Source organism: Agrobacterium fabrum str. C58, from assembly GCF_000092025.1.
GTDB classification, from domain to species: domain Bacteria; phylum Pseudomonadota; class Alphaproteobacteria; order Rhizobiales; family Rhizobiaceae; genus Agrobacterium; species Agrobacterium fabrum.
Genome location: NC_003062.2, coordinates 2,625,807 through 2,651,220, shown reverse-complemented (window position 1 = coordinate 2,651,220; position 25,414 = coordinate 2,625,807). Strand labels below are relative to the sequence as shown.

27 protein-coding genes are annotated in these 25,414 nt (G+C 59.4%); 16 read left to right on the top strand and 11 right to left on the bottom strand.

Features of this window, described 5'->3' with window-relative positions; translation table 11 throughout:
• Positions 1–40 precede the first annotated feature (40 nt).
• Positions 41–1,237, bottom strand: coding sequence for a multidrug effflux MFS transporter (locus ATU_RS12980; RefSeq protein WP_169539097.1), 1,197 nt, complete (start codon positions 1,235–1,237; stop codon positions 41–43).
• A gap of 5 nt (positions 1,238–1,242) precedes the next feature.
• A complete protein-coding gene (locus tag ATU_RS12975; protein ID WP_006310829.1) occupies positions 1,243–1,701 on the bottom strand; it encodes a MarR family winged helix-turn-helix transcriptional regulator in 459 nt (152 codons plus the stop codon).
• 246 nt (positions 1,702–1,947) lie between these two features.
• Here ATU_RS12975 and ATU_RS12970 point away from each other — a divergent pair, with 246 nt between their 5' ends.
• From ATU_RS12970 to ppa, 4 genes are all read left to right on the top strand, one after another.
• The gene (locus tag ATU_RS12970; RefSeq protein WP_010972475.1) at positions 1,948–4,008 is read left to right on the top strand and encodes a M3 family metallopeptidase; all 2,061 of its coding nucleotides are present in this window, start codon (positions 1,948–1,950) and stop codon (positions 4,006–4,008) included.
• Positions 4,009–4,158: 150 nt separating this feature from the next.
• A complete protein-coding gene (gene typA, locus ATU_RS12965) occupies positions 4,159–5,979 on the top strand; it encodes a translational GTPase TypA (protein ID WP_006310827.1) in 1,821 nt (606 codons plus the stop codon).
• 215 nt (positions 5,980–6,194) lie between these two features.
• Complete coding sequence (locus ATU_RS12960) at positions 6,195–6,701, top strand: GNAT family N-acetyltransferase (RefSeq protein ID WP_010972474.1); 507 nt, start codon at positions 6,195–6,197, stop codon at positions 6,699–6,701.
• Positions 6,702–6,870: 169 nt separating this feature from the next.
• A complete protein-coding gene (gene ppa, locus ATU_RS12955) occupies positions 6,871–7,404 on the top strand; it encodes an inorganic diphosphatase (RefSeq protein WP_006310823.1) in 534 nt (177 codons plus the stop codon).
• A gap of 5 nt (positions 7,405–7,409) precedes the next feature.
• On the opposite strand, the gene ATU_RS12950 is transcribed toward ppa, so the two are convergent.
• A complete protein-coding gene (locus ATU_RS12950) occupies positions 7,410–7,721 on the bottom strand; it encodes a DUF167 domain-containing protein (protein WP_006310821.1) in 312 nt (103 codons plus the stop codon).
• A complete protein-coding gene (locus ATU_RS12945) occupies positions 7,718–8,008 on the bottom strand; it encodes a YggT family protein (RefSeq protein ID WP_003492418.1) in 291 nt (96 codons plus the stop codon). Before ATU_RS12945 ends, ATU_RS12950 begins: the two co-directional genes overlap by 4 nt.
• 245 nt (positions 8,009–8,253) lie before the next feature.
• Between ATU_RS12945 and ATU_RS12940 the strand changes: the two genes are divergently transcribed.
• Positions 8,254–9,489, top strand: a complete 1,236-nt coding sequence (locus tag ATU_RS12940) for an MFS transporter (RefSeq protein ID WP_010972472.1) — start codon at positions 8,254–8,256, stop codon at positions 9,487–9,489.
• Positions 9,490–9,501: 12 nt separating this feature from the next.
• Here ATU_RS12940 and ATU_RS12935 read toward each other — a convergent pair whose 3' ends face one another.
• The 6 genes from ATU_RS12935 to hemC all read right to left on the bottom strand — a co-directional run bounded on the left by ATU_RS12935 (position 9,502) and on the right by hemC (position 15,540).
• Entirely contained in the window at positions 9,502–10,233 is a 732-nt protein-coding gene (locus tag ATU_RS12935) for a glutamine amidotransferase (RefSeq protein WP_010972471.1), read from the bottom strand.
• The gene (locus ATU_RS12930; protein WP_010972470.1) at positions 10,223–10,711 is read right to left on the bottom strand and encodes a tellurite resistance TerB family protein; all 489 of its coding nucleotides are present in this window, start codon (positions 10,709–10,711) and stop codon (positions 10,223–10,225) included. The genes ATU_RS12935 and ATU_RS12930 overlap by 11 nt, the downstream gene beginning before the upstream one ends.
• Positions 10,712–10,725: 14 nt before the next feature.
• Entirely contained in the window at positions 10,726–12,342 is a 1,617-nt protein-coding gene (locus ATU_RS12925) for a heme biosynthesis protein HemY (protein WP_010972469.1), read from the bottom strand.
• Positions 12,343–12,346: 4 nt separating this feature from the next.
• Positions 12,347–13,792 (bottom strand): COG4223 family protein, encoded by a 1,446-nt coding sequence (locus tag ATU_RS12920; RefSeq protein ID WP_010972468.1) that lies wholly within the window; start codon positions 13,790–13,792, stop codon positions 12,347–12,349.
• 73 nt (positions 13,793–13,865) lie between these two features.
• Positions 13,866–14,606: a uroporphyrinogen-III synthase gene (locus ATU_RS12915; protein WP_010972467.1), complete on the bottom strand. Its 741-nt coding sequence runs from the start codon at positions 14,604–14,606 to the stop codon at positions 13,866–13,868.
• Between the two features lie 4 nt (positions 14,607–14,610).
• Positions 14,611–15,540: a hydroxymethylbilane synthase gene (gene hemC / locus ATU_RS12910; protein WP_010972466.1), complete on the bottom strand. Its 930-nt coding sequence runs from the start codon at positions 15,538–15,540 to the stop codon at positions 14,611–14,613.
• Positions 15,541–15,613: 73 nt separating this feature from the next.
• Between hemC and tsaD the strand changes: the two genes are divergently transcribed.
• The 5 genes from tsaD (at position 15,614) to ATU_RS12885 (ending at position 19,177) form a co-directional block, all read left to right on the top strand.
• Positions 15,614–16,711, top strand: coding sequence for a tRNA (adenosine(37)-N6)-threonylcarbamoyltransferase complex transferase subunit TsaD (tsaD, locus tag ATU_RS12905; RefSeq protein ID WP_010972465.1), 1,098 nt, complete (start codon positions 15,614–15,616; stop codon positions 16,709–16,711).
• A complete protein-coding gene (locus tag ATU_RS12900; protein WP_010972464.1) occupies positions 16,711–17,694 on the top strand; it encodes an NAD(P)H-dependent glycerol-3-phosphate dehydrogenase in 984 nt (327 codons plus the stop codon). Before tsaD ends, ATU_RS12900 begins: the two co-directional genes overlap by 1 nt.
• 87 nt (positions 17,695–17,781) lie before the next feature.
• Positions 17,782–18,075, top strand: coding sequence for a YciI-like protein (locus ATU_RS12895; RefSeq protein WP_010972463.1), 294 nt, complete (start codon positions 17,782–17,784; stop codon positions 18,073–18,075).
• A 6-nt stretch (positions 18,076–18,081) separates the two neighbouring features.
• Positions 18,082–18,525 carry an EVE domain-containing protein gene (locus tag ATU_RS12890; RefSeq protein WP_010972462.1) on the top strand — a complete coding sequence of 148 codons (444 nt, stop codon included), beginning with the start codon at positions 18,082–18,084 and terminating at the stop codon, positions 18,523–18,525.
• Positions 18,526–18,532: 7 nt separating this feature from the next.
• Positions 18,533–19,177, top strand: coding sequence for a class I SAM-dependent methyltransferase (locus ATU_RS12885; RefSeq protein WP_010972461.1), 645 nt, complete (start codon positions 18,533–18,535; stop codon positions 19,175–19,177).
• Here the strand turns inward: ATU_RS12885 and ATU_RS12880 are convergent, their stop codons facing one another.
• The gene (locus tag ATU_RS12880) at positions 19,178–19,546 is read right to left on the bottom strand and encodes a hypothetical protein (protein WP_035257985.1); all 369 of its coding nucleotides are present in this window, start codon (positions 19,544–19,546) and stop codon (positions 19,178–19,180) included.
• Between the two features lie 305 nt (positions 19,547–19,851).
• On the opposite strand from ATU_RS12880, the gene sdhC reads away from it, so the two are divergent.
• The 6 genes from sdhC to zapE all read left to right on the top strand — a co-directional run bounded on the left by sdhC (position 19,852) and on the right by zapE (position 25,285).
• Positions 19,852–20,244, top strand: coding sequence for a succinate dehydrogenase, cytochrome b556 subunit (sdhC, locus tag ATU_RS12875; RefSeq protein ID WP_006310797.1), 393 nt, complete (start codon positions 19,852–19,854; stop codon positions 20,242–20,244).
• Between the two features lie 12 nt (positions 20,245–20,256).
• On the top strand, positions 20,257–20,637 hold the full coding sequence (gene sdhD, locus ATU_RS12870; RefSeq protein WP_003504989.1) for a succinate dehydrogenase, hydrophobic membrane anchor protein: 381 nt from the start codon (positions 20,257–20,259) through the stop codon (positions 20,635–20,637).
• Between the two features lie 7 nt (positions 20,638–20,644).
• The gene (sdhA, locus tag ATU_RS12865; protein ID WP_010972459.1) at positions 20,645–22,486 is read left to right on the top strand and encodes a succinate dehydrogenase flavoprotein subunit; all 1,842 of its coding nucleotides are present in this window, start codon (positions 20,645–20,647) and stop codon (positions 22,484–22,486) included.
• Between the two features lie 15 nt (positions 22,487–22,501).
• Positions 22,502–23,281: a succinate dehydrogenase iron-sulfur subunit gene (locus tag ATU_RS12860; protein ID WP_010972458.1), complete on the top strand. Its 780-nt coding sequence runs from the start codon at positions 22,502–22,504 to the stop codon at positions 23,279–23,281.
• Positions 23,282–23,486: 205 nt separating this feature from the next.
• Entirely contained in the window at positions 23,487–24,029 is a 543-nt protein-coding gene (locus ATU_RS12855) for a protease inhibitor Inh/omp19 family protein (protein ID WP_010972457.1), read from the top strand.
• 92 nt (positions 24,030–24,121) lie between these two features.
• Positions 24,122–25,285 (top strand): cell division protein ZapE, encoded by a 1,164-nt coding sequence (gene zapE, locus ATU_RS12850; protein ID WP_010972456.1) that lies wholly within the window; start codon positions 24,122–24,124, stop codon positions 25,283–25,285.
• Positions 25,286–25,414 lie beyond the last annotated feature (129 nt).

The window sequence follows — 25,414 nt, the reverse complement described above, 5'->3', positions numbered from 1 at the left end:
AGATTATGAAACCCGCGGGCGGTGACGCCGGCGGGTTTTTTCATGTCTTGCTTCTGGAGACGATGCGGAAGCCGATGTAGCTGGCAACAGCGGTGAATTCCATCACCGGGATGACGATGCCGAAGCCTGTCAAGGGTGAACCGATGAGCGAGGCAGCGGTGCCGCCCGCAAAACCCGATCCCATCTGGATGAAGCCCATCATCGCCGAGGCCGAGCCGGCAATATGGGGGAAGGGTGCAAGCGCTGCCGTTACCATTGAGGGTGTCAGCAAGGCGATACCGACCGTTGCGACCGCCACGGGTCCCATGATGGAAAAGAAGGACGGCGGTATCAGGAAGACCGACAGCAGGATGAGCAGACCGCCTGTTCCCGAAAAACAGAGGCCGAGCATGACCGAACGGCGATCACCCAGTCGCGGTGCGATGTACCGCAGGGCGATGGAGCCGAAGAAATAAGCGCCGGTCTGCATCAGCATGCCGATGCCGAAGGCGGTGGGTGTCATGCCAACCGTGTTGATGAGAATGAAGGTCAGCATGGTGGCCTGCGCATAAAGTGCGCCGATGGAACCGCCGAGCACGAGGGCGGCCAGAAGAAAGCGTGGTTCGGTCAGCAAGTTGCCGTAGGCCGACAGGAGGCGACGGGGGCGGATAAGGCTTTTGTCCGGGACCGTTGTTTCGCGCAGAAAAATCACGACGGAGAAGATGGCGGCGGCGCCGAGACCGGCCATGAGGAAAAACACCGATTTCCAGCCGAAAGCCGCAAGCGAAAGCCCACCGATCGTTGGTCCGAGGGCGGGGCCGACTGCCAGCATGATGCCGATGAGGTTCATGATGCTGGAGGCTTCCGCGCCAGTAAACTGGTCGCGTACGATAGCGCGTGCCACCGTCATGCCGACGGAGGCGCCGATGCCCTGAATGAGCCGCGCGAGGAGCAGCACTTCTATCGTCGGGGCAAAAATCGCCAGCAGTCCGCCGCCCAGAAAGACTGACAGGAAAACGAGGCTCGCCCTGCGCCGGCCAAAGGCATCGGAAGCAGGGCCGGCGAGCAGCTGCGCCAGGGCGAAACCGGCGAAATAAAGCGAGAGGCTGAGCTTTATCGCGGATTCATTCGTGGCGAAAACCCGCGTCAGTTCCGGCATGGCCGGCGTATAGATCGCCATGGAAATCGGCGCCAGCGCCGTCAGCAACGCGCCGAGAATGGCCGTGCGTTTTGTCGACATGATCGGTTCTGGCGGCATTGTGGTCAGCAGCTCTGGCCCGGCTGTTCAGGCTGGAGATTGTCGCGAAGCGTCTGCAGGAAGCTGCGGAAAAGCGCAACTTCGTCCTCGTTCAAGCCACGCGTGGCGTGACGGACCAGTTCATCGATTTCCTGACGCACGGCTTCCAGCATGTCTGTGGAGTTTTTTGTCAGTACGATGCGTTTGGAGCGCCTGTCCTGCGGGTCCTGCTGGCGCTCGATCAGGTCGAGGGATTGCAGCTTATCGAGATAGGCGCAGATCGTCATGGGCTCGATGCCGAGACGGGCGGCAATATCCGATTGCTTGCTGCCATCAACGACGGCAACCGTCAGCAACGCGCGTGCTTCGCCGGGGGTCAGGCCCAGTCCTGCTTCAGAAATTCGGCGCTCAAAAGCATTGTTCAGCAGGCGGGCGCCGCTGTTCAACAGAAATGCCAGTGAATCTTTTTCGCGTTTTGTGCCCATGCTTCGCCTTTTCGTAAGTCAGCCTTACTAAATTCCGGGCGATAATCAATGCTACGCGACCCATATTCTCGAAAATCGGCTCAACTATACGTCAGCTCCAGAGCAGGGCGGTCGGCGTTGGGGCTGATAATTGCCTCGGATTACAGGAGAAAGCGTCGGCATTTTTCGACCTCCGCTTAGCATATTGAATTGACGCTAGAGGCATGCCCATATGGATTTTAATCGGAATCGCACAAGGAAGATGAAATGCCATTGAAGACCGCCCTTTATCCCGCGCTGGTTGACTGGAACGGCCATAATGGCCTGCCGAAATTCGATGCGGTCAAGGATGAGGATTTTGCGCCCGCTTTCGATGCCGCGCTTTTTTCCCATGAGCAGGAAATCGATGCGATTGCGGGAAATCCAGAGGCGCCGAGTTTCGAAAACACGGTGACCGCACTCGAAATTGCAGGTGACGAGCTCTCGCGTATCTCGTCGCTGTTCTGGAACAAAGCCGGCGCCAACACCAATGGTGTGATCCAGGCGCTCGAGCGGGAAATCGCGCCAAAGATGTCGCGACATTATTCGAAGATCGGCATGAACGAAGCGCTGTTCAAGCGCATCGACACGCTGTGGGAAAAGCGCGAGGCGCTTGGGCTGACAGGCGAAGAAAAACGGGTTCTCGAACGCCATTGGAAAGGTTTTGTCCACTCAGGTGCGAAATTGCCGAAAGAGCGGCAGGAGCGGCTGGCGGCCATCAATGAAGAGCTTGCCGGTCTCGGCGCGAAATTCGGCCAGAACGTGCTGGCGGATGAGAAGAGCTGGAAGCTTTTGCTTTCCACGGATGAAGAGCTTGCGGGCATCCCCGGCTTCCTGCGCGACGCTATGGCGGGGGCAGCCGGCGAGCACGGGGAGGACGGCAAATTTGCCGTTACCCTTTCCCGCTCGATCATCGAGCCCTTCCTGACTTTTTCAGAACGGCGCGACCTGCGCGAACAGGCCTTCAAGGCCTGGGTGGCGCGGGGCGAGAACGGTGGCGAGACCGACAATCGCGAGATCGTCCGCCGCACCCTCGAACTGCGCGAGGAAAAGGCAAAACTTCTTGGTTATGCGAATTTCGCTGCCTATAAGCTGGATGATACGATGGCGAAGACGCCGGATGCGGTGAACGGTCTTCTCCGTCAGGTCTGGGAAAAAGCCGTTCAACGGGCCGGTGAGGAAGAGGCTGGACTTGCCGCCATCATCGCCGAGGAAGGCAAGAACCACGAGGTGCTGCCGTGGGACTGGCGGCATTATGCCGAAAAGCTCCGGGCACAGAAATTCAATTTCTCCGAGGCGGAATTGAAGCCCTATCTGCAGCTGGAAAAGATCATCGAAGCCTGTTTCGATGTGGCAGAGCGGCTGTTTGGAATTCATGCGGTCGAAGTGAAGGGCGTTGTGGGCTATCACCCGGATGTGCGAATTTTCGAAATCCGCGATAACAAGGGCGATCTGAAGGCCATGTTCCTCGGCGACTATTTCGCCCGCCCCTCCAAACGATCAGGCGCCTGGATGAGCTCCTTCCAGTCGCAGCACAAGCTGCCGCTGAAGGACGGCACGGTCGGTGAAATCCCGATCATCTACAATGTCTGCAATTTCGCGAAACCAGCCGAAGGAAAACCGGCGCTGCTTTCGCTCGACGATGCGCGCACGCTGTTCCATGAATTCGGCCACGCCTTGCATGGCATGTTGTCCGATGTCACCTATCCCTCGGTATCCGGAACGGGTGTCTCGCGCGATTTCGTCGAATTGCCGTCCCAGCTTTACGAACATTGGCTGACGGTGCCGGAAATTCTCGAAAAATACGCGCTGCACTATGAGACTGGTGCGCCGATGCCGAAGGCGCTGCTGGACAAGGTTCTGGCCGCGCAGACCTTCAATGCCGGTTTCAACACGGTGGAATTCACCTCTTCGGCGATCGTCGATATGGCGTTTCACACCCGTGACAGCGTTGCCGATCCGATGGCGGTTCAGGGTGAGGTACTTTCTGGCCTCAATATGCCAAAATCCATCGTCATGCGGCACGCGACGCCGCATTTCCAGCATGTGTTTTCGGGCGACGGTTATTCCGCCGGTTATTATTCCTACATGTGGTCGGAAGTTCTCGATGCCGATGCCTTTGCCGCCTTTGAGGAAACCGGCAACGCTTTTGATGGCGAGATGGCGCGCAGGCTGAAGGATAATATCTATTCCGTCGGGGGCTCGATCGATCCTGAAGAGGCTTATCTCGCGTTCCGCGGCAAGATGCCGAGCCCGGATGCGATGCTTTTGAAGCGCGGTCTCGTATAAGAGACTGTCATAATTCTCAGCTAGAACCTGAGCGCAGGGGGCTTATGACATGAGCCCCCCTTTCGCATTTGCAAAAAAAAGGTTATGAGCGCGCCAAACTAAATTGGTGCTTCTCCTCAATATAGCGCCCAACCTCAGAGATTTTGAACAATGGCACTTCGCAACATCGCGATCATCGCGCACGTTGACCATGGAAAAACGACGCTCGTGGACGAGCTTCTGAAGCAGTCCGGCTCGTTCCGCGATAACCAGCGCGTTGCAGAGCGCGTGATGGACAGCAACGACCTCGAAAAGGAACGCGGCATCACCATTCTCGCCAAGGCGACCTCGGTGGAGTGGAAGGGTGTTCGCATCAACATCGTCGACACCCCCGGCCACGCCGACTTCGGCGGCGAAGTCGAGCGTATCTTGTCGATGGTGGATGGCGCGATCGTTCTGGTCGATAGTTCCGAAGGCCCGATGCCGCAGACCAAGTTCGTGGTTTCCAAGGCGCTGAAGGTCGGTCTTCGCCCGATCGTTGCGATCAACAAGATCGACCGTCCGGATGGCCGTCATGAAGAAGTCATCAACGAAGTTTTCGACCTCTTTGCAAACCTTGACGCCACCGACGAGCAGCTCGACTTCCCGATCCTCTACGGTTCTGGTCGTGACGGCTGGATGAACGTCAACCCGGAAGGTCCGAAGGATCAGGGTCTCGCACCGCTGCTTGATCTGGTTCTCGAACATGTTCCGGAGCCCAAGGTCGAAGAAGGTCCGTTCCGTCTGATCGGCACGATCCTCGAAGCCAACCCCTTCCTCGGTCGTATCATTACCGGCCGTATCGCTTCTGGTTCCATCAAGCCGAACCAGGCCGTGAAGGTTCTGGGTCAGGACGGCAAGCTGATCGAAACTGGCCGTATTTCCAAGATCCTTGCCTTCCGCGGTATCGAGCGCACGGCCATCGAAGAAGCCCATGCCGGTGACATCGTTGCCATTGCCGGTCTTTCCAAGGGTACCGTTGCCGATACCTTCTGCGATCCGTCCGTCACCGAGGCGATGACCGCGCAGCCGATCGATCCGCCGACCGTCACCATGTCGTTCATCGTTAACGATAGCCCGCTCGCCGGCACCGAAGGCGACAAGGTTACCAGCCGCGTCATCCGCGACCGTCTGTTCAAGGAAGCCGAAGGCAACGTTGCGCTGAAGATCGAAGAGGCCGAAGGCAAGGATTCGTTCTTCGTTTCCGGCCGTGGCGAATTGCAGCTGGCGGTTCTGATCGAAACCATGCGTCGCGAAGGCTTCGAGCTTGCCGTTTCGCGTCCGCGGGTCGTGATGCACAAGGATGAGAACGGCACCCTGCTGGAGCCGATCGAAGAAGTCGTGATCGACGTTGACGAAGAGCATTCCGGCGTCGTCGTTCAGAAGATGTCGGAGCGCAAGGCTGAAATGGCCGAGCTTCGTCCTTCCGGCGGCAATCGCGTTCGTTTGAAGTTCTACGCTCCGACCCGTGGCCTGATCGGCTACCAGTCGGAACTGCTGACCGACACGCGCGGTACGGCCATCATGAACCGTCTGTTCCACGACTATCAGCCCTTCAAGGGCCAGATTGCCGGTCGCGTCAACGGCGTTCTCCTGTCCAATGGTTCGGGCGAGGCTGTTGCCTATGCCATGTTCAACCTGGAAGATCGCGGCCCGATGATCATCGAGCCGGGTGAGAAGGTTTATGCCGGCATGATCATCGGTATTCACACGCGCGACAACGATCTCGAAGTGAACGTGTTGAAGGGCAAGCAGCTGACCAACATCCGCGCCGCCGGCAAGGATGAAGCCGTCAAGCTGACGCCGCCGATCCGCATGACACTCGACCGCGCTCTTTCCTGGATCCAGGAAGACGAGTTGATGGAAGTGACGCCGAAGTCGATCCGTCTGCGCAAGATGTTCCTCGACGCCAACGACCGCAAGCGTTTTGAAAAGGCCAAGCTCGCAATCTGATTGCGGCTAGGCGGCACGAATTTGAAAAACCCGGCCTTGAGCCGGGTTTTTTTATGCTTTCGTTTTTATGTGTGCATGAGTCGAAAGGTGCTTGTGCGAAAGGTTAAGGATGCGTTAATTTTTCCTGGTCGTCCACATGAATAGGCTGTGGGTAAGCCTGCCGGCGTTAACCTTTATGACTGGCAAGTTTCCGCGGTCGGGGCCAGAATCGCGTTATGAAAACGTTATCCATCGATGTTCGCCGTGCCGAGCCGCATGATGCGCGTGCCATCTCCGAGGCGCACCGTCTGTCGTGGCAACAGGCCTATGCGGGGCTTATTCCGCACCGGCCGTTGACGCAGATGCTGGAGCGCCGGGGTGAAGGCTGGTGGAAGAAGGCGACAAGAGGCTCTGCTACCATGCTGGTGGTGGAAGTGGCCGGTGTGGTTGCCGGATATGCGACGCTCGGTCTTAGCCGCGCGCGCGGGTTGCCGCATGACGGCGAGATCTACGAACTTTATCTGCGGCCGGAATATCAGGGCATCGGGCTCGGCTCGCTGCTGTTCACGGAGGCCCGCAGGCTGCTGACGTCACTCGGCTGCAATGGCATCGTCGTTTGGTGCCTCGAAGACAGTGACGTCGCCAATCGATTCTTCCGTTCGCATGGCGGCCGCGACATTGCCGAAGGCATGGAAGATTTCGGCGGCAAGTCGTTACGCAAGATCGGTTTCGTCTGGAACTGACAAGAGCTGCGGATGGATTACGTGATGGTATGGTTTTTTGCGGCCGCCATGCGTAATCGCGATAACCTCAAATCCGGCATTCTGTCTTATCCGCTCAAAGCCATGTTGCAATACGGCGACTTTCCCAGTATCGAAAACCAAATCCAACCCGTCGAATTGAGGGAAGCGAATGCGTATCGATGCAATTTCCATAGGCAAGAACCCGCCGGATGACATAAACGTTATCGTTGAAGTGCCGGTCGGTGGCCATCCGATCAAGTACGAGATGGACAAGGACGCGGGTGCGCTGATCGTCGATCGCTTCCTCTACACGCCGATGACCTATCCGGGTAACTATGGCTTCGTGCCGCACACCCTGTCCGACGATGGCGACCCGATCGATGTTCTCATCTGCAACACCCGTCCGCTGGTTCCCGGCTGCGTGATCAATGTCCGCCCCATCGGCGTGATGATCATGGAAGATGATGGCGGCAAGGACGAGAAAATCCTCGCCGTGCCGGCTCCGAAGCTGACGCAGCGTTACGACAAGGTCCATAACTACACCGACCTGCCGGAAATCACGCTGAAGCAGATCGAGCATTTCTTCGAGCACTACAAGGATCTGGAGCCCGGCAAGTGGGTGAAGATGGGCGGCTGGCAGGATGTCGACGTCGCCAAGAAGCTGATCGTCGAAGCCATCGAGCGTTACAAGACGCAGGGCTGATAGCCCTAGCCCGCCAGCTTTTTAAAGAGCTTTTCGAAATCCTCCGGGTCGGTATCGATCCGGAGGATTTTTTTGCGCGCTGTTTCGCCTGAGATGAAGGTAATGGAAGACTTGGGCAGGCCGAGTTTTTTTGCCAGCAAAACAATGAGGGCCTTGTTCGCCTTGCCGCCTTCCGGCACGGCGCTGACACGGGCTTTCAGATGCGCGTTTCCATCCGCATCCTGCTCCACGCCGTCAATCGCATCACGCCCGCCGTTCGGGGTCAGGCGAACGGACAGGCGGACATGATCATCGTGTTTTCGCCAGAGGCCGCTCAAACAGTCATCGGGTAAAGCGTGTTCCACATGAAGGAGCGGATGAAGAAGATGATCAGGAGCAGGATGATCGGCGAGATGTCGATACCGCCGAGATTGGGCAGAATGCGGCGGATGGGGCGCAGGGCCGGTTCCGTGACATTCACCAGGAAACTCCCGATGGCGTTCACGAACTGGTTGCGGGAATTGATGACGTTGAAGGCGTAAAGCCAGGAAAAAATAGCACTGGCGATCAGCACCCATGTGTAGAGGTTCAAGGCCAGATCGATGGTCTGAAACAGGGCAAGCATCAATATCTCCGTATCTTGGTTGCAAGACATTTAGACATTGACGCGTGAACCGGCAAGTGTTCCGCCAGATCGTATTGATCTTTGGTCTGATCGACCGGCGATCATCACAATCTGATTCAAGGCTTTGCGCGGGATTCCAGACGAAAGCCGCTCACACTTTTCGTCATGCTGCTGTTGAGGGCTGGCGATTCTTGTCATATCGCTCTATTGCAAAGCTCTCATCTTGTCTCGCGAGCAACCAGCCGATGTCGTCCCTGCCTTCTGCCGAAAACCGTTTTGGCGCATTCCGGCATAGTTCCTATCGCCGCTTCTTCAGCGCCCGGTTTTTTTCGGCCTTCGCCATCCAGATCGTCAGCGTTTCCGTTGGCTGGCAGATGTATGAGGTGACAGGCAACGCCTTTTATCTCGGCCTGATCGGTCTTTTTCAGTTTCTGCCGTCGCTGCTTCTGATCCTTGTCACGGGAACGGTCGCCGACCGGCACAATCGCCGGCGCATCATGGCGATATGTCTGTTGATGGCGGCGCTCTGTGCTGTGGCGCTCCTCGGTCTCACGCTGACGCAAAGCTTTTCCCCCTGGCCGGTTTTCGCCATTCTCGTCGTCTTTGGCATTGAGCGGGCCTTCATGGGGCCGGCGGTTCAGTCGCTGGCGCCCAATCTCGTGCCCGTCGAAGATTTGCCGAACGCGATCGCCTGGAATTCGTCTTCCTGGCAGATGGCGTCGATCCTCGGCCCGGTTGCGGGTGGTCTGCTTTATGGCCTCGGTGCGTCCGTCGCCTATAGCGTGGCGTTCGTGCTGTTCATCGTGTCCGCAACGCTGGCGGTGGCGATCCGCAAGCCGGAACAACGCGGGCCGGCAAAAGCCATCAGCCTGGAAACCATGCTGGCCGGGTTCAAGTTCATCTCGCAGGAGAAGATCGTCCTCGGCGCGATCTCGCTCGACCTTTTCGCTGTCCTGCTGGGCGGTGCTGTCGCGTTGATGCCGATCTTTGCCAAGGAAGTGCTGACACTCGGGCCCTGGGGTCTCGGGCTTTTGCGCGCCGCTCCCGGCATCGGGGCGATCACGGTTGCGGTCATTCTGGCGTTCAAGCCGATCCGGCACCGTGCCGGACTGCTGATGTTTGTCGGCGTCGGCCTCTTCGGTGTTTCCACCGTGGTCTTCGGGCTCTCGCAAACCGCGTGGCTGTCCATCGCAGCGCTGGTGGTCATGGGGGCATCGGACATGGTGTCGGTTTATGTGCGCGAGACCCTGATTGCGCTCTGGACGCCGGATGAGGTGCGCGGCCGCGTGAATGCCGTGAACATGGTATTTGTCGGCGCATCGAACGAACTGGGTGAGTTCCGCGCCGGCACAATGGCCCATGTCGTGGGTGCTGTGCCGGCCGTCGTTATCGGCGGGGCAGGGACGCTTGCGGTGGCGGTTATCTGGGCGCTTGGTTTTACCAAGCTGCGCAAGATCGACAATCTGGACGCGCCTCAATAACCCCGTAAGGTCTCAGCGCTGCGGCTTGCCTTCAAAGACCAGATCGAGAAAATTGCCAAGCCATGCCCGGAGCGGTGTGTCGAACAGCATGCGGCCTTCCAGATGCTGGCTGCCGACCTGCGCATTGGGCATGCCGAAACGCTGCGCGCCGCGCACCACCCAGCTATGCATCATGGCGCGGGTGAGTTCGGCGTGAAACTGCAGACCCCAGGCATTTTTTCCGTAACGATAGGCCTGGTTGGGATAGGTCTCGCCTGAAGCCAGAAGCTCGGCGCCGCGCGGCAGTTCGAACCCTTCCTTGTGGAAATGATAGACCATCTTCGGCCAATGCGGCATCAAAAGCCGCCCGTGTTCGGTGGCGTGAAGTGGATACCAGCCGATTTCCACCTTGCCGTCCCTGTCTGCCTCCACCTTGCCGCCCAGATGTTTGGACAGCATCTGCGCGCCGAGACAGATACCGAGAAAGGGCTTGTTTTCCTTCAGCGGCACTTTCAGCCAGTCGATTTCGGCTTTGACATAATCATGCGGGTCATTCGCGCTCATCGGGCCGCCGAAGATGATGGCACCGGCATGGCGTTCCAGCGTCTGTGGCAAATCATCACCCAGTGCGGGGCGTCTTATGTCGAGGCGGTACCCTTTTTCCACGAGTATCTGGCCGACGCGGCCAGGCGTGGAGCGTTCCTGATGCAGGACGACTAGCAGCGAAGGTTGTTCTCTCTGTTGCCTGGAGGGGTCAAACAGCATCGTCTTCGTTTTCGCTTTCTTCAGCGGGCCCGGACCTCGTGGCGGCCTGCTGACGTTGCAGAACCCTGTCGCGCACGGAAACACCAAGCAGATCGGCTACCCGCCAGATCACATGATCTTCCATTTCGCTTCGTTCGCCGTCAGCGTAAACAATATCCCATAATATTCCAATAAGCTCCACGCGCTGATCTTCATCGAGATGGCGGCGGATATCGGCGGTGAAGCGGTAATAATCGACGGCCTCCTTGCCGGCCTCCTGACCGGCGGTGAGAAGGGCATCGAGCTTGCCGCCATCGAGATGGTAATATTCATGCAGGATTTCACGCAGGCGGTGACGCTCGCTTTTCGAGACCGTGCCATCCGCTTCCATTACCTGGAAACAGAGGGCGGCAACCGCTACCCTCAGATCATCAGGGCTGAAATCACCCGCATTCGGGCCGACGAGGTTCTGAAGGAACGACTGTATTTGCTGGAACATCGATAGCCTGTTGGTCAGAAGAGTTTGAGCCGGGTCTTGGGTTCGGCTTCCGCGCCGGATTTCTTGACACCCGGATCATCCGGCGCGCCACCGAAAAACGGCACGGCGTCCGCTTTTTTATCCGACGCATCGGTTCCCACCGGCGCTTCGATCGGGACGGGCTTATTCTCCTTCGCGGTAGATACGATCGGCTTCACCTCGATCGGCGTGGCCGGGGCGGGTTTCGGCTCCGCACGCGTCTCCGGGGCGGCTTCGACAATGATTGTCTTTACAGCCGGTTCGGCCCTTGCGGGCGCTGCGGCAATCGCGTTTTCGATTGTCAGGTCTTCGACGGGGCCTTCGAGCTGGCCAAAAGGCGCTTTCCATTCGAAGGCATCCAGACGGCCAGTGACGGGCGACACCGGCAACCATTTTTCCGAAACGATGCCATCGGCCACCCAGGCTGGATCACGCGGCGCGCGCAGCGCCTGTGCCATCCAGTAGCGCACCCGGCCCTGATCACCGGTTTCGGCCTCCTCGATGTCGGCCATCAGCAGGAAGATGCTTTCGCGTGGCTCGATCCGCGCGGCGGCCTCGGCCTTGGCCCGCGCCTTGGCGAATTCCTTGGCGTCGAGCGCCGCCTGCGCCACGGCGAACAGCGATTCGATATTGTTGGGTTTCAGGCTTTCCAGCCGTTCGGCACGTTTCAGCCGGTCTATGGCGGTATCGCCGCTGCGGGCGCGAACATAAAGCTGGGCGATCTGCGGATGCGGTTCGTTCTTCCACACGGGTTCCAGAACCGTGGCCGCCTTGCGCAGATTGTCTTCACGCAGATAGGATTTTGCCGCGATCAGTGCCGCCGGAACGAGGCCTTTTGCGAGCTTGAGGGCATGTTTGGCATCCTCTCGCGCGCTCACCGGATCGCTTTCCAGCTTTTCGCCGGCCTTGGCGGTGAGAAGCACGGCTTTCAGCCGTTCCGCTTCACCACGCTCGATCACGCTTGCCGCCTTCTGCTGGTCGAGCAGGCGGATGGCATCGTCCCATTGTCCGTTGCGACAACGGTTTTCCAGCGTCGCCTGCGCAGCCCACGGCAGATAGGGGGCCTTTTCCGCTGCGTCCTCGGCATATTGCTGGGCGGCTTCATAAGCGCCCTGCCGGCGCGCCTCGATATAAAGGCCGCGAAGGCCAAGTTCTCGGGTTTCCGGGTCGCGGGCCATGGCCTCGAACTTGCGGCGCGCCTCGTCATATTTGCCTTCGATGAGATCGGCCTGCGCATCGAGCAGGTGGATCAGCGGCTCCTGATCGGCGCTGAGCAACCCCTGCGTGCGGGCTGTCATCTTGCGGGCGAGAATGGCATTGCCGGCCCCGGCGGCGATGAGGCCGGTGGACAGGGCCTGATAACCGCGGTCACGCTTGCGGGCGCGAAAATAGCGGCGAGCGGCATTGGGCGAGGTCCAGACGGCGTTGACTACCCACCAGATGAGCATGACGGCGGCAACCAGCGCCGCGATGATCGAGGCGGCGACCATCAGGCTCATTTCGATCAGCTGGCCCTGCCAGACGATGGAAAGCGCGCCTGGCCTGTCCGCCAGCCAGGAGAAACCGAAACCAAGCGCCAGAACGATAACGGCGAAAGTCAGAATTCTGATCATGCGCTTACCCCTGCCTGCCGGTGCTGGTGATGGCACGGTTCAACGTGCCGCCCACCAGATTTTCGACCTCGATACGCGCATCCAGAGATTTCTTGTAATCGGCGGATGCCGCCTTGGCCGCCTCGGGAAGCCCGTTCCATTCAAGAGCGGCACCCTGCAGATCGCCGTTGCGCAGCTTGTTCTCCATGCGCGCGATCATCGCGTCGGCTGTCTCACCCTCTATATTTCCAACCGGACGAACTTTCACCAGCGAAAAGGCGCTTTCGGTCAGGCGCTCCATGATGCCCTGATTGGGATCGGGCTGGTTGATGGCCGACAGCATCGCATTGGCGACATCAGGGAATTTCTGCATCAGCTCCGAACGCGACGGCACGCCCGTGGCGGCGAAGGATTGCAGCGATGCGATGGCCGGATCGTCAGGCGTCACCTTGGAGAGCGTGTCGAGTTCTGTGAGGAACGGTCCACCGCGATCGATCGCTGCCTTCAGTGCGGCCGATGCAATCGCACGGGCGACTTCGATATCGTCGCGTGGCTCGTTGAGCTTGGTTTCCACATCCGCAAGGCGGCGCGTCAGTTCTGATGTGGCGGAGGCCTGCGCGGATCGCTCCGATTGCAGGGCAGCTTCCAGAGCAGTGATTTTTTCCGAAAGCCCATCTACCTGCGGCGCTTCACTCTTCGCGGCTTCCAGCGTTGCGATGCGCTGTTCCAGCGTCGATGTGTCTGCCGCCGGAGCATTGGCGAGCTGCTGCCGCAGGCCGCCGATATCGGATTTCAGGGCTGCGATTTCATCGCTTCCGGCCTCGCCCGCGGTAAAGGAAGGCAGGATGCCTGCATATTGCATGCTGCCAGCGGCGGCCAGCGCTACGAGACCGCCAACGATGCCGGCGGCGATCAAGCCCGAGGTTGCGGCCTGTTTACGTTCAACCTGTTGTGGCGTGGAGGGTTTGGCCGGTCCAGATGAGGCGGTGGCCGGTGAGGGTTTTGCAGCTGCGGCGGCGCTGCCGGATGCGCTGGTGGAGGCTGTGGAGCCAAAGGCCGGTTTCGAAGCGGCTGCGGCAGCCGAAGAGGCGCTCGCGCCGTATGCGGTAGTTGCCGGTTTGGCATCGGCTTTTGGCGGTACGGCAGCTGGTGAAACGGGCTCTTTTGGCTTGTCCGCAGGGCTTTCCGCCTTCGGTGCGCCAAGCGATGAGTCCGTCTTGCCGACATTCGGTTCTGGCTCGAGGGGGGATTTTTTCGGCTGGTCCCAAACGGGCGCGGGATCGGCTGCTGCGGGCTTTGTTTCTTCAACGCTCGGCTCTGCCTTAGCGACCGGCGTTTGGTCACCGGCCTTGTCGTCCGTTCTGGCAGCGTCTCCTTCGGCAGAAATTGCTTTCACGTCTTTCGCGTCCAGGTCGATTGTGACCGGTTCGGCTTTGGACTTGGAGTGGCGTGGCGGCTTTCCCGATACCATGACAACCTCATTTCTGCCTGCAATACTCTAAACCTAGTCAGTGACGGCGGCAAAGGAAAGAGGTGAGGTCGAATTAGGTTCCAGAGTTATGGTGCAGAAGTTCGAACATCGCGGCTTCGCTCGGCTCTTCGGCGGCCTTGGCATTTGCGCGGAAGATTTCCGGAACCAGAAACAGCACGTTGCGGCTGATGCAGATGAATTTTGTCGCCGCCAGCGCCGTCACGTATTTATCCGCCGATACATGATGGAAAAAGGCCCGCGCCGCTTCAGAGGAATAGAGCAGGACCATATCGGCGGTCGTGTCGAGAAGCGTCGTTTCGAGCGTGTTTTCGGAGATATCCGAGGGCAGCATCTCGTAACAGTCGACCGTTCTGAAGGGAATGCCCGCGGCGGCAAGGCCCTCTTCGAAGACGGAGCCACGTGGCCTGCCGGCGAGATAGAGCAAGGGTTCTTCTTCAGTCAAAAAAGCGCGGTGCTGTTTCACCAGCACGGTCAGACCCAGAGCATCTCCGGAGGCGGTGAATATCTGCTCGAAGCCGGTTTCTTGCGCTGCTTCCGCCGTTGCCCCGCCGACGGCGAAAAGCGGTTTCGACAGATAGGGGGCAAGCTGTTCTTCGCACGTTGCCAGCGCCCGCAAGGCTTCAGCGCTGGTCACCGCGATAGCGCCCGCCGGATCGGACAGCGCCGAGGTGGCGCGTTCGCCATGATGGATGGGATGAAACAGCGGCAGAAGCACCGGCGCATGGCCAAGCGCTTCAAGCTTTGCAGCCGTCCTTTCGCCCGAACGCTGCGGCCGGGTGACGACGATCCGCACCGGCTCAGCTCCAGCCTTCGAAGAAATTGCTGCCCGCTTTGGCGCGCACCTCTTCGCCGGCCTTTTTCCCCAGTATCAAGGCGTCCCTGCGGTTGCCGGAGATTTCGACGCCGTGGCTTGTCTGGCCATCGGGGGTAAGGATCAGGCCGGAAAAATGCAGGTTATCACCTTCGCAGGTGGCGTAACCGGCAATGGGGGTACGACAGGAACCGTCAAGCGCTGCCAGAAAGGCACGCTCACAGGTCACGGCGTCATAAGTGGGCCTGTCGTTTATGGGAGCCAGCAATTTATCCATGCGGGCGTCACCGATGCGGCTCTCGACCCCGATCGCGCCTTGGGCCGGAGCGGGCGGGAATTCTTTTGGATCGAGAATTTCCGTCGGCACGTTGTCCTTGCCGAGCCGCTTCAGGCCGGCAAAGGCAAGAAGCGTCGCATCCGCCTGGCCTTCTTCGAGCTTGCGCAGACGCGTGTCGACCAGACCGCGGAAAACGATGACGTTGAGATCCGGGCGCAGGCGGCGGATCAGTGCCTGGCGGCGCAGAGAGGCGGAGCCGACAACGGCGCCCTGCGGCAGCTCCAGAAGCTTCGGTGCCGTGCGACCAATGAAGGCGTCGCGCATGTCTTCACGCGGCAGGAAAGCTGAAAGATGCAAGCCCTCAGGCAAAACCGTCGGCATGTCCTTGGAGGAATGCACGGCAATATCGAGTTCGCCGGACAGGAGCTGGTTTTCCAGTTCCTCCGTGAACAGGCCCTTGCCGCCGATTTCCGACAAGGCGCGGTCGGTGATCCGGTCGCCCTTGGTGGAGAGCACGACGATTTCGAACATCTCTTCCGGAAGACCGTGTGCCGCCATCAGCCGGCTGCGGGTCTCATAAGCCTGCGCGAGCGCCAGCGGGCTGCCGCGTGTGCCGATTCGGAAAGGTTTTGTTTGCATCCGCGTCTATCCATTGTTACCGGAGTTGTCTTAGACCAACTCAGCGCATGATCGCAATGAACGAACAGATTTGATGCCCCCCTTTCTTCGTATTCTCGGCATAGAGACAAGCTGTGACGAAACCGCTGCATCCATTGTGGTTCGGCATGCGGACGGGCGTGGCGAGATCGTCTCCGATGTCGTTTTGTCGCAGCTTGAGGAACACAGTGCCTATGGCGGTGTGGTGCCGGAAATTGCTGCGCGCGCCCATGTCGAGGCGCTGGACACGCTGGTGGAAGAAGCGCTGGATCAGGCGGGCGTCAAGCTTGCCGATGTCGACGCCATTGCAGCCACCTCCGGCCCTGGGCTCATCGGTGGGCTACTGGTGGGGCTGATGACCGGCAAGGCCATCGCCAAGGCGGCCGGCAAACCGCTCTACGCCATCAATCATCTGGAAGGCCACGCGCTGACGGCGCGACTGACCGATGGTCTGTCTTTTCCCTATCTGATGTTGCTCGTCTCCGGCGGTCACACCCAACTGGTGCTGGTGCGCGGGGTGGGGGAATACGAGCGCTGGGGCACCACCATCGACGACGCGCTCGGCGAGGCCTTCGACAAGACCGCCAAACTTCTCGGGCTGCCCTATCCCGGTGGGCCTGCCGTCGAGAACGCGGCGGCGAAGGGTGACCCGGACCGTTTTCCGCTCCCGCGCCCGATGGTTGGGGAAGCACGGCTCGATTTTTCCTTCTCGGGCTTGAAGACAGCGGTGCGGCAGGCTGCGACCGCCATCGCGCCGCTTTCGGAGCAGGATATTGCCGATATCTGCGCCTCCTTCCAGAAGGCGGTGTCGCGCACCCTGAAAGACCGTATCGGCCGTGGCCTTGCGCGTTTCAAAGTAGAATTTCCGCATATCAATGGAGAACCGGCTCTTGTGGTGGCCGGCGGCGTAGCCGCCAACCAGGAAATCCGCCAGACCCTGCAGGCACTTTGCGATACACACGGCTTCCGCTTCGTCGCGCCGCCGCACCGGCTTTGCACCGATAATGCTGCGATGATCGCCTGGGCGGGTCTGGAGCGCATGGCGGAAGGCAGGCAAGCCGATGCGCTTGAGGTCGCGCCGCGCTCTCGCTGGCCGCTTGACGGTAGCGCGGAGACATTGATTGGTTTCGGTAAAAGGGGAGCCAAGGCCTGATGCAGCGGGAAAAAATCGTCGTCATCGGCGCCGGTGCCTTCGGAACCGCGCTTGCCGTCGTCATCGCGCTGGAAAACCGGCATGATGTGACCCTGCTCGGCCGCGATCCGTCGCTGATGGCCGATCTAAGGAACGAACGCGTACACGAGGCCGCCCTACCGGGTGTGGAGTTGCCGGATGCACTTGGATTCTCGGCCGAGCCTGACGTGCTGGCTGGCGCCAGTATCGTGTTGTTCGCCATGCCTTCGCAGGCCCATGCCGACGCGGCCCAACACTATGGCCCTTATCTGGCCAGTGACTCTATCATCGTCACCTGCGCGAAAGGTATCGACCGCAACTCCGGTCGTCTGCTGACGGAACTTCTGGAGACGGAACTGCCGCATCATCCCATTGCTGTTCTGTCCGGGCCGGGCTTTGCTGCCGATATCGCGCGCGGCTTGCCGACCGCCATGGCGATTGCGGCGGAGGACGCCACGGTTGCCGAACGGCTGGCGACCACGATTTCGGGCAAGACCTTCCGGCTTTATGCCTCGACGGACCGCATCGGCGTGCAGCTTGGCGGTGCGCTGAAGAATGTTCTCGCCATTGCCGCCGGCATTGTCGAAGGAGCGGGGCTCGGCGATTCCGCCCGGGCGGCGCTGATTTCGCGTGGGCTTGCCGAAATGTCTCGTCTCATCGTCGCCATGGGCGGCAAGGCCGATACGGTGCGCGGTCTTTCCGGCCTCGGCGATCTGGTGCTGACCGCCACCAGCCACCAGTCGCGCAACCTGCGTTTCGGCATCGCGCTTGGCCGGGGTGAGGGCAAGGACATGTCCGGCGGGCTGGTGGAGGGTGCCTTTGCGGCAGCCGTTGCCGCTCGGCTCGGCGAACACCACGCAATCGACATGCCGGTGACCGAGGCGGTGGCCGCCATTATTGATGGCAATCTGGATGTGGCGAGCGCCATGCAACAATTGATGACACGGCCGATCACCACCGAATGAGGTGAGGCGGTCGAATAATATTTTACGCATGTCCTGGTCCCAAACCGCTGACCCATTTGGGAGACATGCTCTAGCAAGGAGACGACAATGCTGTTTGCCTTTATCTGCAAGGACAAGCCCGGCCATCTGAACGTGCGCATGGAAACGCGCCCCGCTCATCTGGAGCATCTGAACAGGCTGAACGCCGAGGGCACGCTGAAGATCGCCGGCCCGTTTCTGGATGCCGAAGGCAAGCCGAATGGCAGCCTTGTGATCGTGGAGGCGTCCGATATCGATGCGGCGAAGGCTCTCGCCGATGCCGATCCCTATGCCAAGGCCGGCCTGTTCGAGAGCGTGGATGTGAAGCCCTATAACTGGGTCTTCAACAATCCGGGAGCGTGACCGGAGATGGCGAATTATTGGCTGTACAAGTCCGAGCCGTTCAAGTGGTCCTGGGAAATGCAGAAGGCCAAGGGCGAGACCGGCGAAGAATGGACCGGCGTGCGCAACTATCAGGCCCGCAACAACATGCGCGCCATGAAGATCGGCGACAAGGGTTTCTTCTATCACTCCAATGAGGGGCTGGATGTCGTCGGTATCGTCGAAGTCTGTGCCTTGTCGCATCCGGATTCGACTGCGGAGGGTGATCTGAAGTGGGATTGCGTTGATATCCGCGCCGTCTGCGATATGCCGCAGCCGGTTTCCCTGAAGGATGTGAAGGCGAACCCAAAGCTCGAAAAGATGTCGCTCGTCACCTCGATGCGGCTTTCCGTGCAGCCGGTGACGGAAGAGGAATATCTTGAGGTCTGCCGCATGGGCGGCCTCGCCAATCCGCCGAAATCGCCGGACTGATGCTTCGGTGAGGACCGATCCCGAGCGCTTCATTCTCGACAATGCTGCCATCATGCATCCGCCGCATGTGCCGGAATTGCGTCTTCATCTCGCCACCGAGGCGCACGAGCTTTGGCTGAAGACGGAGGAGGAACTGGAGGAGATCGGCCTGCCGCCGCCCTTCTGGGCCTTCGCCTGGGCCGGCGGGCAGGGGCTTGCCCGTTATATTCTCGATCACCCTGAAAGCGTTTGCGGCAAGCGTGTGCTGGATTTCGCCAGTGGCTCCGGTCTGGTTGCCATCGCGGCGGCAAAGGCCGGTGCAGCAAAGGTTCTCGCTGCCGACATCGATCCGTGGACGGAAACGGCCATTCGCTTGAATGCGGCGCTCAATGGCGTGGATATCGGTTTTACGGGGCTCGACCTCGTCGGCAAGCCGGTCGATGCCGATGTCCTCTTGGCTGGCGACGTGTTCTACGACCGCGCTTTTGCCGATCTTCTCGTGCCGTGGTTTGTGGAGCTGACGGAGAAGGGTATGATCGTGCTCGTCGGCGATCCGGGACGGGCCTATCTGCCCAAAGAGCGGCTTCGCGCCGAGGCGACCTATCAGGTGCCGGTGACGCGGGCGCTGGAAGACAGCGACGTGAAGAAGACCACGGTGTGGCGTTTTATCTGATCAGGGCCTGATGATGCAGACGCCATGTTCGTATGCGCAGGCATCGTCTGCGTTTTCGGCATGGACAGAGATGATTTTCGCCTTGGGCGCAAGTTGCAGGCCCGCTCGATCCGTAATACCTTTTCGTGAAAATCCGCTGCTGATCGCGAAATAATTGCCGTTTCCACGCACCCGCAGGGCCGATATGCCGCCGACATAGGTGCCGCCGGGCAGGGCGGATGGCAACCCATCGGTAGAGAAGCTTACTTCGGATTGATGATGCCGATATGGGTGGCGGCCATAAAAATCTTCTGCCGCTGCCGGTGGCACAAAGGTTAAAATGGCGCCTGCAACCATCATGATCAGGGCGGCGATTCGGCGCTGTAACATGAGCTTCATGCTCCGGTTTTATTGGTTAACCGCTCGTAAATTACACCTTTTCTGAATTACGTAAAGGTAAATATTTTGAGGGCGTAAATCTTGGAAACGCTCGATTTTTTATTTTGACATGAAAAAATCCAAAAAAAATTCGTGAACCAATCGATTAAATTCGAATCGGTCATGAAATGTGCTTGTGATGACGCCCCCATGTGATTAAACGTCGCGGTTGGTGCAATGCACATTCTTTCGTCATGTGCTGTTGCTTGGGGGCGTCCTGTCTGAATGGACGCACGGGAAAACGCCGCGAGGTTCTGATGGCGAATGTGACAAATAACCGGCCTCTGTCGCCGCATCTTCAAATTTACAAGCCTATCCCGACGATGGTTGCATCCATCGTGCACCGCATCACGGGCGGGGCGCTTTATTTCGGGACGCTTCTGGTCGCCTGGTGGCTGATCGCGCTTGCTTCGGGCCCTGCCTATTACGACTGGGTCAACTGGGCGATGGGCACGATCATCGGCAGGCTCATCCTGATCGGCTATACCTGGGCTCTGGTTCACCACATGCTGGGCGGTCTTCGCCACTTCATGTGGGATTTGGGTCATGGCTTCGACAAGCACTTTACCACCAAGCTGGCAAAGGCCTCGTGGGTCGCGTCGATCTGTCTGACCGCGCTGATCTGGGTCATTGTCCTGATCGTGCGCTGAGGAGATTTTTTCATGGATATGCGTACACCTCTCGGAAAGGTTCGCGGTCTGGGCTCCGCCAAGGAAGGCACCGACCATTTCCTGCGCCAGCGCGTCACCGCGGTCGCCAACGTTCCGCTGCTGATCTTCTTCGTGATCTTCCTCATCAAATATGCCGGTGCGCCTTATCCGGAAGTCGTCGCCGCGCTGTCGAACCCGCTCGTTGCGGTCATCATGGCTCTGGTGCTGGTGTCCGGCCTCATCCACATGAAGCTCGGCATGCAGGTCATCATCGAAGACTACGTTCACGCCGAGGTTTCGAAGCTCGTTCTTCTGATGCTCAATACGTTTTTCGCGATTCTGATTGGCGGTCTTTCCATCTTCGCCATTCTGAAAATCGCATTCGCAGGATAAGTCCGCCATGGCATCGATCAGTTCACCTTCCCAGAATGGCAAGGCCTACACCTATGTCGATCACTCCTATGACGTGATCGTGGTGGGCGCCGGTGGCGCCGGTCTACGCGCAACGCTCGGCATGGCGGAACAGGGTTTCCGCACGGCCTGCATCACCAAGGTTTTCCCGACCCGCTCCCACACGGTCGCGGCGCAGGGCGGCATTGCCGCATCGCTTACCAACATGACGCCCGACTGTTGGCAGTGGCACCTTTACGACACCGTAAAGGGCTCCGACTGGCTGGGCGACGTCGATGCGATGCAATATCTCGCCATGGAAGCGCCGAAGGCGGTCTATGAGCTGGAACATTACGGCGTGCCCTTCTCGCGCAATGCCGAGGGCAAGATTTACCAGCGCCCGTTCGGCGGTCACATGCAGAATTACGGCGAAGGCCCACCGGTACAGCGCACCTGTGCTGCCGCCGACCGTACCGGCCACGCCATTCTGCACACGCTCTATGGCCAGTCGCTGCGCAACAATGCGGAATTCTTCATCGAATATTTCGCGCTCGACCTCATCATGGCGCCAGATGGTCGTTGCACGGGCGTCGTTGCCTGGAACCTCGATGACGGCACGATCCATCGATTCTCCGCCAAGATGGTGGTGCTGGCGACCGGCGGTTACGGCCGCGCCTATTTCTCGGCGACCTCTGCTCACACCTGCACCGGCGACGGCGGCGGCATGATTGCCCGTGCCGGCCTGCCGCTTCAGGACATGGAATTCGTACAGTTCCATCCAACCGGCATTTATGGCGCAGGCTGCCTCATCACCGAAGGCGCGCGTGGCGAAGGCGGTTACCTCGTCAACTCAGAAGGCGAACGCTTCATGGAGCGTTATGCGCCATCGGCGAAGGACCTTGCCTCCCGTGACGTTGTCTCCCGCTGCATGACGATGGAAATCCGTGAAGGCCGCGGCGTCGGCAAGAACAAGGATCACATCTTCCTGCATCTGGATCACCTCGATCCTGCGATCCTGCATGAGCGGCTTCCGGGCATTTCCGAAAGCGCCAAGATTTTTGCCGGCGTGGACGTGACGCGCGAGCCCATCCCGGTTCTGCCGACGGTTCACTATAATATGGGCGGTATTCCGACCAACTATTGGGGTGAAGTGCTGAATGCCGATGCCAATAACCCGGAACGTATCGCGCCCGGTCTGATGGCCGTCGGCGAAGCCGGTTGCGCCTCGGTTCACGGTGCCAACCGCCTCGGCTCCAACTCGCTGATCGACCTCGTGGTCTTCGGCCGCGCCGCCGCTATTCGTGCAGCACAGGTCATCGACCGCGATGCGCCCGTTCCTGCGCTCGACATTGCGGCCTGCGACAAGATCATGGAGCGCTTCGACAGCCTGCGTTACGCCAATGGCTCGACGCCGACGGCGGTGCTGCGCGACAAGATGCAGCGCGCCATGCAGGACGATGCGGCCGTTTTCCGCACGCAGGAATCGCTGGAGAGCGGTTGCCAGCGTCTTTCCGCCATCTGGAAGGAGCTGCCGGACGTCAAGGTCACCGACCGTTCGATGGTCTGGAACTCCGATCTGGTCGAGACGCTCGAGCTACACAATCTGATGGCCAACGCGATCACCACGGTCTATGGCGCTGAAGCGCGCAAGGAAAGCCGCGGTTCACACGCCCGTGAGGATTTCGTCGATGGTCCTTTCGGCGGTCGCGACGACGTGAACTGGCGCAAGCACACGCTCGCCTGGGTCAGCCCCGAAGGGGACGTCAAACTCGATTATCGCCCGGTTCACACCGACCTGATCGCCGACGGCATCGATCCCAAAAAGATCGAGCCGAAGGCGCGCGTCTACTGATTTGAGGAACTGGATATGGTTGAACTCGCTCTCCCCAAGAATTCCCAGATCAGCGAAGGCAAGGTCTGGCCGAAGCCTGACGGTGCCAAGAATGTGCGCGAATACCGCATCTATCGCTGGAACCCGGATGACGGTCAGAACCCGCGCATCGATACCTATTACATCGATGTCGATGATTGCGGGCCGATGGTTCTCGATGCACTGCTTTACATCAAGAATAATATCGACCCGACGCTGACGCTGCGTCGCTCCTGCCGCGAAGGCATTTGTGGTTCCTGTGCGATGAACATCGACGGCACCAATACGCTTGCCTGCACCAAGGGTATGGAAGAGATCAAGGGTACGGTAAAGGTTTATCCGCTGCCGCATATGCCTGTCGTGAAGGACCTCGTTCCCGATCTGTCGAACTTCTACGCCCAGCACCGCTCCATCGAGCCCTGGCTGAAGACGGTGTCTCCGACGCCCGCCAAGGAATGGAAGCAGAGCCATGAGGATCGTCTGAAGCTGGATGGTCTTTACGAGTGCATCCTGTGCGCCTGCTGCTCCACCTCCTGTCCCAGCTACTGGTGGAATGGCGACCGTTATCTCGGCCCCGCCGTTCTGCTGCAGGCCTATCGCTGGCTGATCGACAGCCGCGATGAGGCAACCGGTGAGCGTCTCGACAATCTCGAGGACCCGTTCCGCCTTTATCGTTGCCACACCATCATGAACTGCGCACAGGCTTGCCCGAAGGGCTTGAACCCGGCCAAGGCGATCGCGGAAATCAAGAAGATGATGGTCGAGCGTCGCGTCTAACGGCGATTCGCTTGAGAGAGAAAATCTATCCGGCCGCGGTCTCGACCGCGGCTCTTTTTACAACCGGGCCTGGGAAAATTCGGTAAAAATCGACCGAAATGGTAATTATCCCGGCCATCGCTTGCGCAAGGTAAGGCTTTGGTAATAATTCAGCCTTCTTGTTTGATCATGGTCTTTCCGGAAGCGAGAGAATCGGGAGCTTGATATGCAATTCAGATATGTGGTGACGGGCCTAGCGGTTGTGATGAGCCTTGCCGGTTGCCAACGTACCTCCTACGATTACAACAATAACGGCAGCAACAATCCCGGTTATACACCGCCGTTGCAGGCGCAGCCGGTGCCCTCGGTCCAGTCCGGCGCCTTGCCGCCGCCTGATGGCGCTTCCGGCAGCCAGTTCCCATCGGCGCCTGCATCCGCAGCACCTGGCGGCGTGAATGTCGCTTCTGCTGCTCCTCCGGCAACGGCGCTCGACGTGACCAAGGAATCCATGGTTGGCAACTGGCGCGTTTCCAATGGCGGTGCCAATTGCGACATGTTCCTGACGCTCACCAACCTCGGCAGCGGTTCGCGTGGCGGCACGCGTGGTTGCTCGGGTGAGCTGACGGCAATGGGTTCCTGGGAAGTGTCCGGCAAGATGGTCCTCTTCAAGAACCGTTCGGGCGATACGATCGGCCGCGTCTACAAGAGCGCCGATGCGCGCTTCGACGGCACGACCAATAGCGGCCAGCCGCTCAGCCTCAGCCGATGAGCCTATCCGGTGCAGCCGGATCGCTTCGCTTGTTCTGAGCCATTCCATTCCTCGCGGGTGCTTTGCTGCGCCCGCGACCGGAGCGCTTTTTCATGAAGCCATTGCCTGATTACAATCATAGTGTCGTTGAACAACTCAACGCATTGACGGCAGCTGGCACCTTGCAGGCCGATGCCGCCCAGCTGGGGGTCGCGGCTCATCTCGACCGCATTCTTGCCGATCTGAAGGCGCGCAAGCCCGCCAGGAAAAAAAGCGCGCTCGGCTGGATGTTCGCGCGCAAGGCCGGGCCCGCCGCCTTCGTCAAGGGATTATATGTTCATGGCAGCGTCGGCCGCGGCAAGACGATGCTGATGGACATGTTCTACGAGATGGCGCCCGTCTCTTCGAAACGGCGTTGTCATTTCCACGAATTCATGGCGGATGTGCATAATCGCGTGCATACGCACCGGCAGAAACTGAAAAATGGCGAGACCAAACAGGCCGATCCCATTCCGCCCGTCGCGGCCCAGCTTCTGGCGGAAGCAGAGCTTCTGTGCTTCGACGAGTTCACCGTCACGGATATTGCCGATGCAATGATCCTCGCCCGGCTGTTCAGCGAGCTTTTCGCCAATGGTTGCACATTGGTGACGACCTCCAACGTGGTGCCTGACAATCTCTACAAGGACGGGCTCAATCGCGGCCTGTTTCTGCCCTTCGTCGATCTGCTGAAAAAATATGTTGAGGTGGTAACTCTGGACAGCCCGACAGACTACCGGATGGAGAAGCTGGAGAGCCTGCCAGTCTATATCACGCCGCTCGACGGTTCAGCGGATCAGGCGATGGATATGGCATGGCGGCACATGACTGCCGGCCATCTCGTCGCGCCGACTGAGATACCCATGAAGGGCCGTTCCATTCTGGTGCCGCGCGCCAGCGGCCGGGTTGCCCGTTTTTCCTTTTCCGACCTTTGCGAAAAGCCGCTCGGAGCTTCCGACTTTCTCGCCATCGCCAATCGTTTCGATACGGTCTTCATCGATCACATTCCGCTTCTCAATGCCGACAAGCGTAACGAGACGAAGCGCTTTATCATCCTCATCGATGCGCTTTACGATCACACCGTCAGGCTTTTCGCCTCTGCCGCCGCCATGCCGGAAGACCTGCTGGGCAAGCGCAAGGGGACAGAAGGTTTCGAGTTCGATCGCACCGCCTCGCGCCTGTTTGAGATGCGCAGCGCCGATTACCTGGCGCTCCACCACGAAAAGCGGCAGAAAGTTTGACACTTTCGTGACGCATTATCTTACGTTTACGTAAGAAAATAATGATCTAAACGATTGAAAATACTCATCAGAAAAGAATCTGTTGCCAATTTTGGCCAATGGGGCTAATCGAAGTGCGACAATTTGGCT

Bases quoted from the DNA above. Each gene is read 5' to 3' on its own strand.
- ATU_RS12980 (WP_169539097.1), bottom strand. From the start codon at position 1,237: ATGCCGCCAGAACCGATCATGTCGACAAAACGCACGGCCATTCTCGGC.
- ATU_RS12975 (WP_006310829.1), bottom strand. From the start codon at position 1,701: ATGGGCACAAAACGCGAAAAAGATTCACTGGCATTTCTGTTGAACAGC.
- ATU_RS12970 (WP_010972475.1), top strand. From the start codon at position 1,948: ATGCCATTGAAGACCGCCCTTTATCCCGCGCTGGTTGACTGGAACGGC.
- typA (WP_006310827.1), top strand. From the start codon at position 4,159: ATGGCACTTCGCAACATCGCGATCATCGCGCACGTTGACCATGGAAAA.
- ATU_RS12960 (WP_010972474.1), top strand. From the start codon at position 6,195: ATGAAAACGTTATCCATCGATGTTCGCCGTGCCGAGCCGCATGATGCG.
- ppa (WP_006310823.1), top strand. From the start codon at position 6,871: ATGCGTATCGATGCAATTTCCATAGGCAAGAACCCGCCGGATGACATA.
- ATU_RS12945 (WP_003492418.1), bottom strand. From the start codon at position 8,008: ATGCTTGCCCTGTTTCAGACCATCGATCTGGCCTTGAACCTCTACACA.
- ATU_RS12940 (WP_010972472.1), top strand. From the start codon at position 8,254: ATGTCGTCCCTGCCTTCTGCCGAAAACCGTTTTGGCGCATTCCGGCAT.
- ATU_RS12935 (WP_010972471.1), bottom strand. From the start codon at position 10,233: ATGCTGTTTGACCCCTCCAGGCAACAGAGAGAACAACCTTCGCTGCTA.
- ATU_RS12930 (WP_010972470.1), bottom strand. From the start codon at position 10,711: ATGTTCCAGCAAATACAGTCGTTCCTTCAGAACCTCGTCGGCCCGAAT.
- ATU_RS12925 (WP_010972469.1), bottom strand. From the start codon at position 12,342: ATGATCAGAATTCTGACTTTCGCCGTTATCGTTCTGGCGCTTGGTTTC.
- ATU_RS12920 (WP_010972468.1), bottom strand. From the start codon at position 13,792: ATGGTATCGGGAAAGCCGCCACGCCACTCCAAGTCCAAAGCCGAACCG.
- hemC (WP_010972466.1), bottom strand. From the start codon at position 15,540: ATGCAAACAAAACCTTTCCGAATCGGCACACGCGGCAGCCCGCTGGCG.
- tsaD (WP_010972465.1), top strand. From the start codon at position 15,614: ATGCCCCCCTTTCTTCGTATTCTCGGCATAGAGACAAGCTGTGACGAA.
- ATU_RS12900 (WP_010972464.1), top strand. From the start codon at position 16,711: ATGCAGCGGGAAAAAATCGTCGTCATCGGCGCCGGTGCCTTCGGAACC.
- ATU_RS12895 (WP_010972463.1), top strand. From the start codon at position 17,782: ATGCTGTTTGCCTTTATCTGCAAGGACAAGCCCGGCCATCTGAACGTG.
- ATU_RS12890 (WP_010972462.1), top strand. From the start codon at position 18,082: ATGGCGAATTATTGGCTGTACAAGTCCGAGCCGTTCAAGTGGTCCTGG.
- ATU_RS12880 (WP_035257985.1), bottom strand. From the start codon at position 19,546: ATGTTACAGCGCCGAATCGCCGCCCTGATCATGATGGTTGCAGGCGCC.
- sdhC (WP_006310797.1), top strand. From the start codon at position 19,852: ATGGCGAATGTGACAAATAACCGGCCTCTGTCGCCGCATCTTCAAATT.
- sdhD (WP_003504989.1), top strand. From the start codon at position 20,257: ATGGATATGCGTACACCTCTCGGAAAGGTTCGCGGTCTGGGCTCCGCC.
- sdhA (WP_010972459.1), top strand. From the start codon at position 20,645: ATGGCATCGATCAGTTCACCTTCCCAGAATGGCAAGGCCTACACCTAT.
- ATU_RS12860 (WP_010972458.1), top strand. From the start codon at position 22,502: ATGGTTGAACTCGCTCTCCCCAAGAATTCCCAGATCAGCGAAGGCAAG.
- ATU_RS12855 (WP_010972457.1), top strand. From the start codon at position 23,487: ATGCAATTCAGATATGTGGTGACGGGCCTAGCGGTTGTGATGAGCCTT.
- zapE (WP_010972456.1), top strand. From the start codon at position 24,122: ATGAAGCCATTGCCTGATTACAATCATAGTGTCGTTGAACAACTCAAC.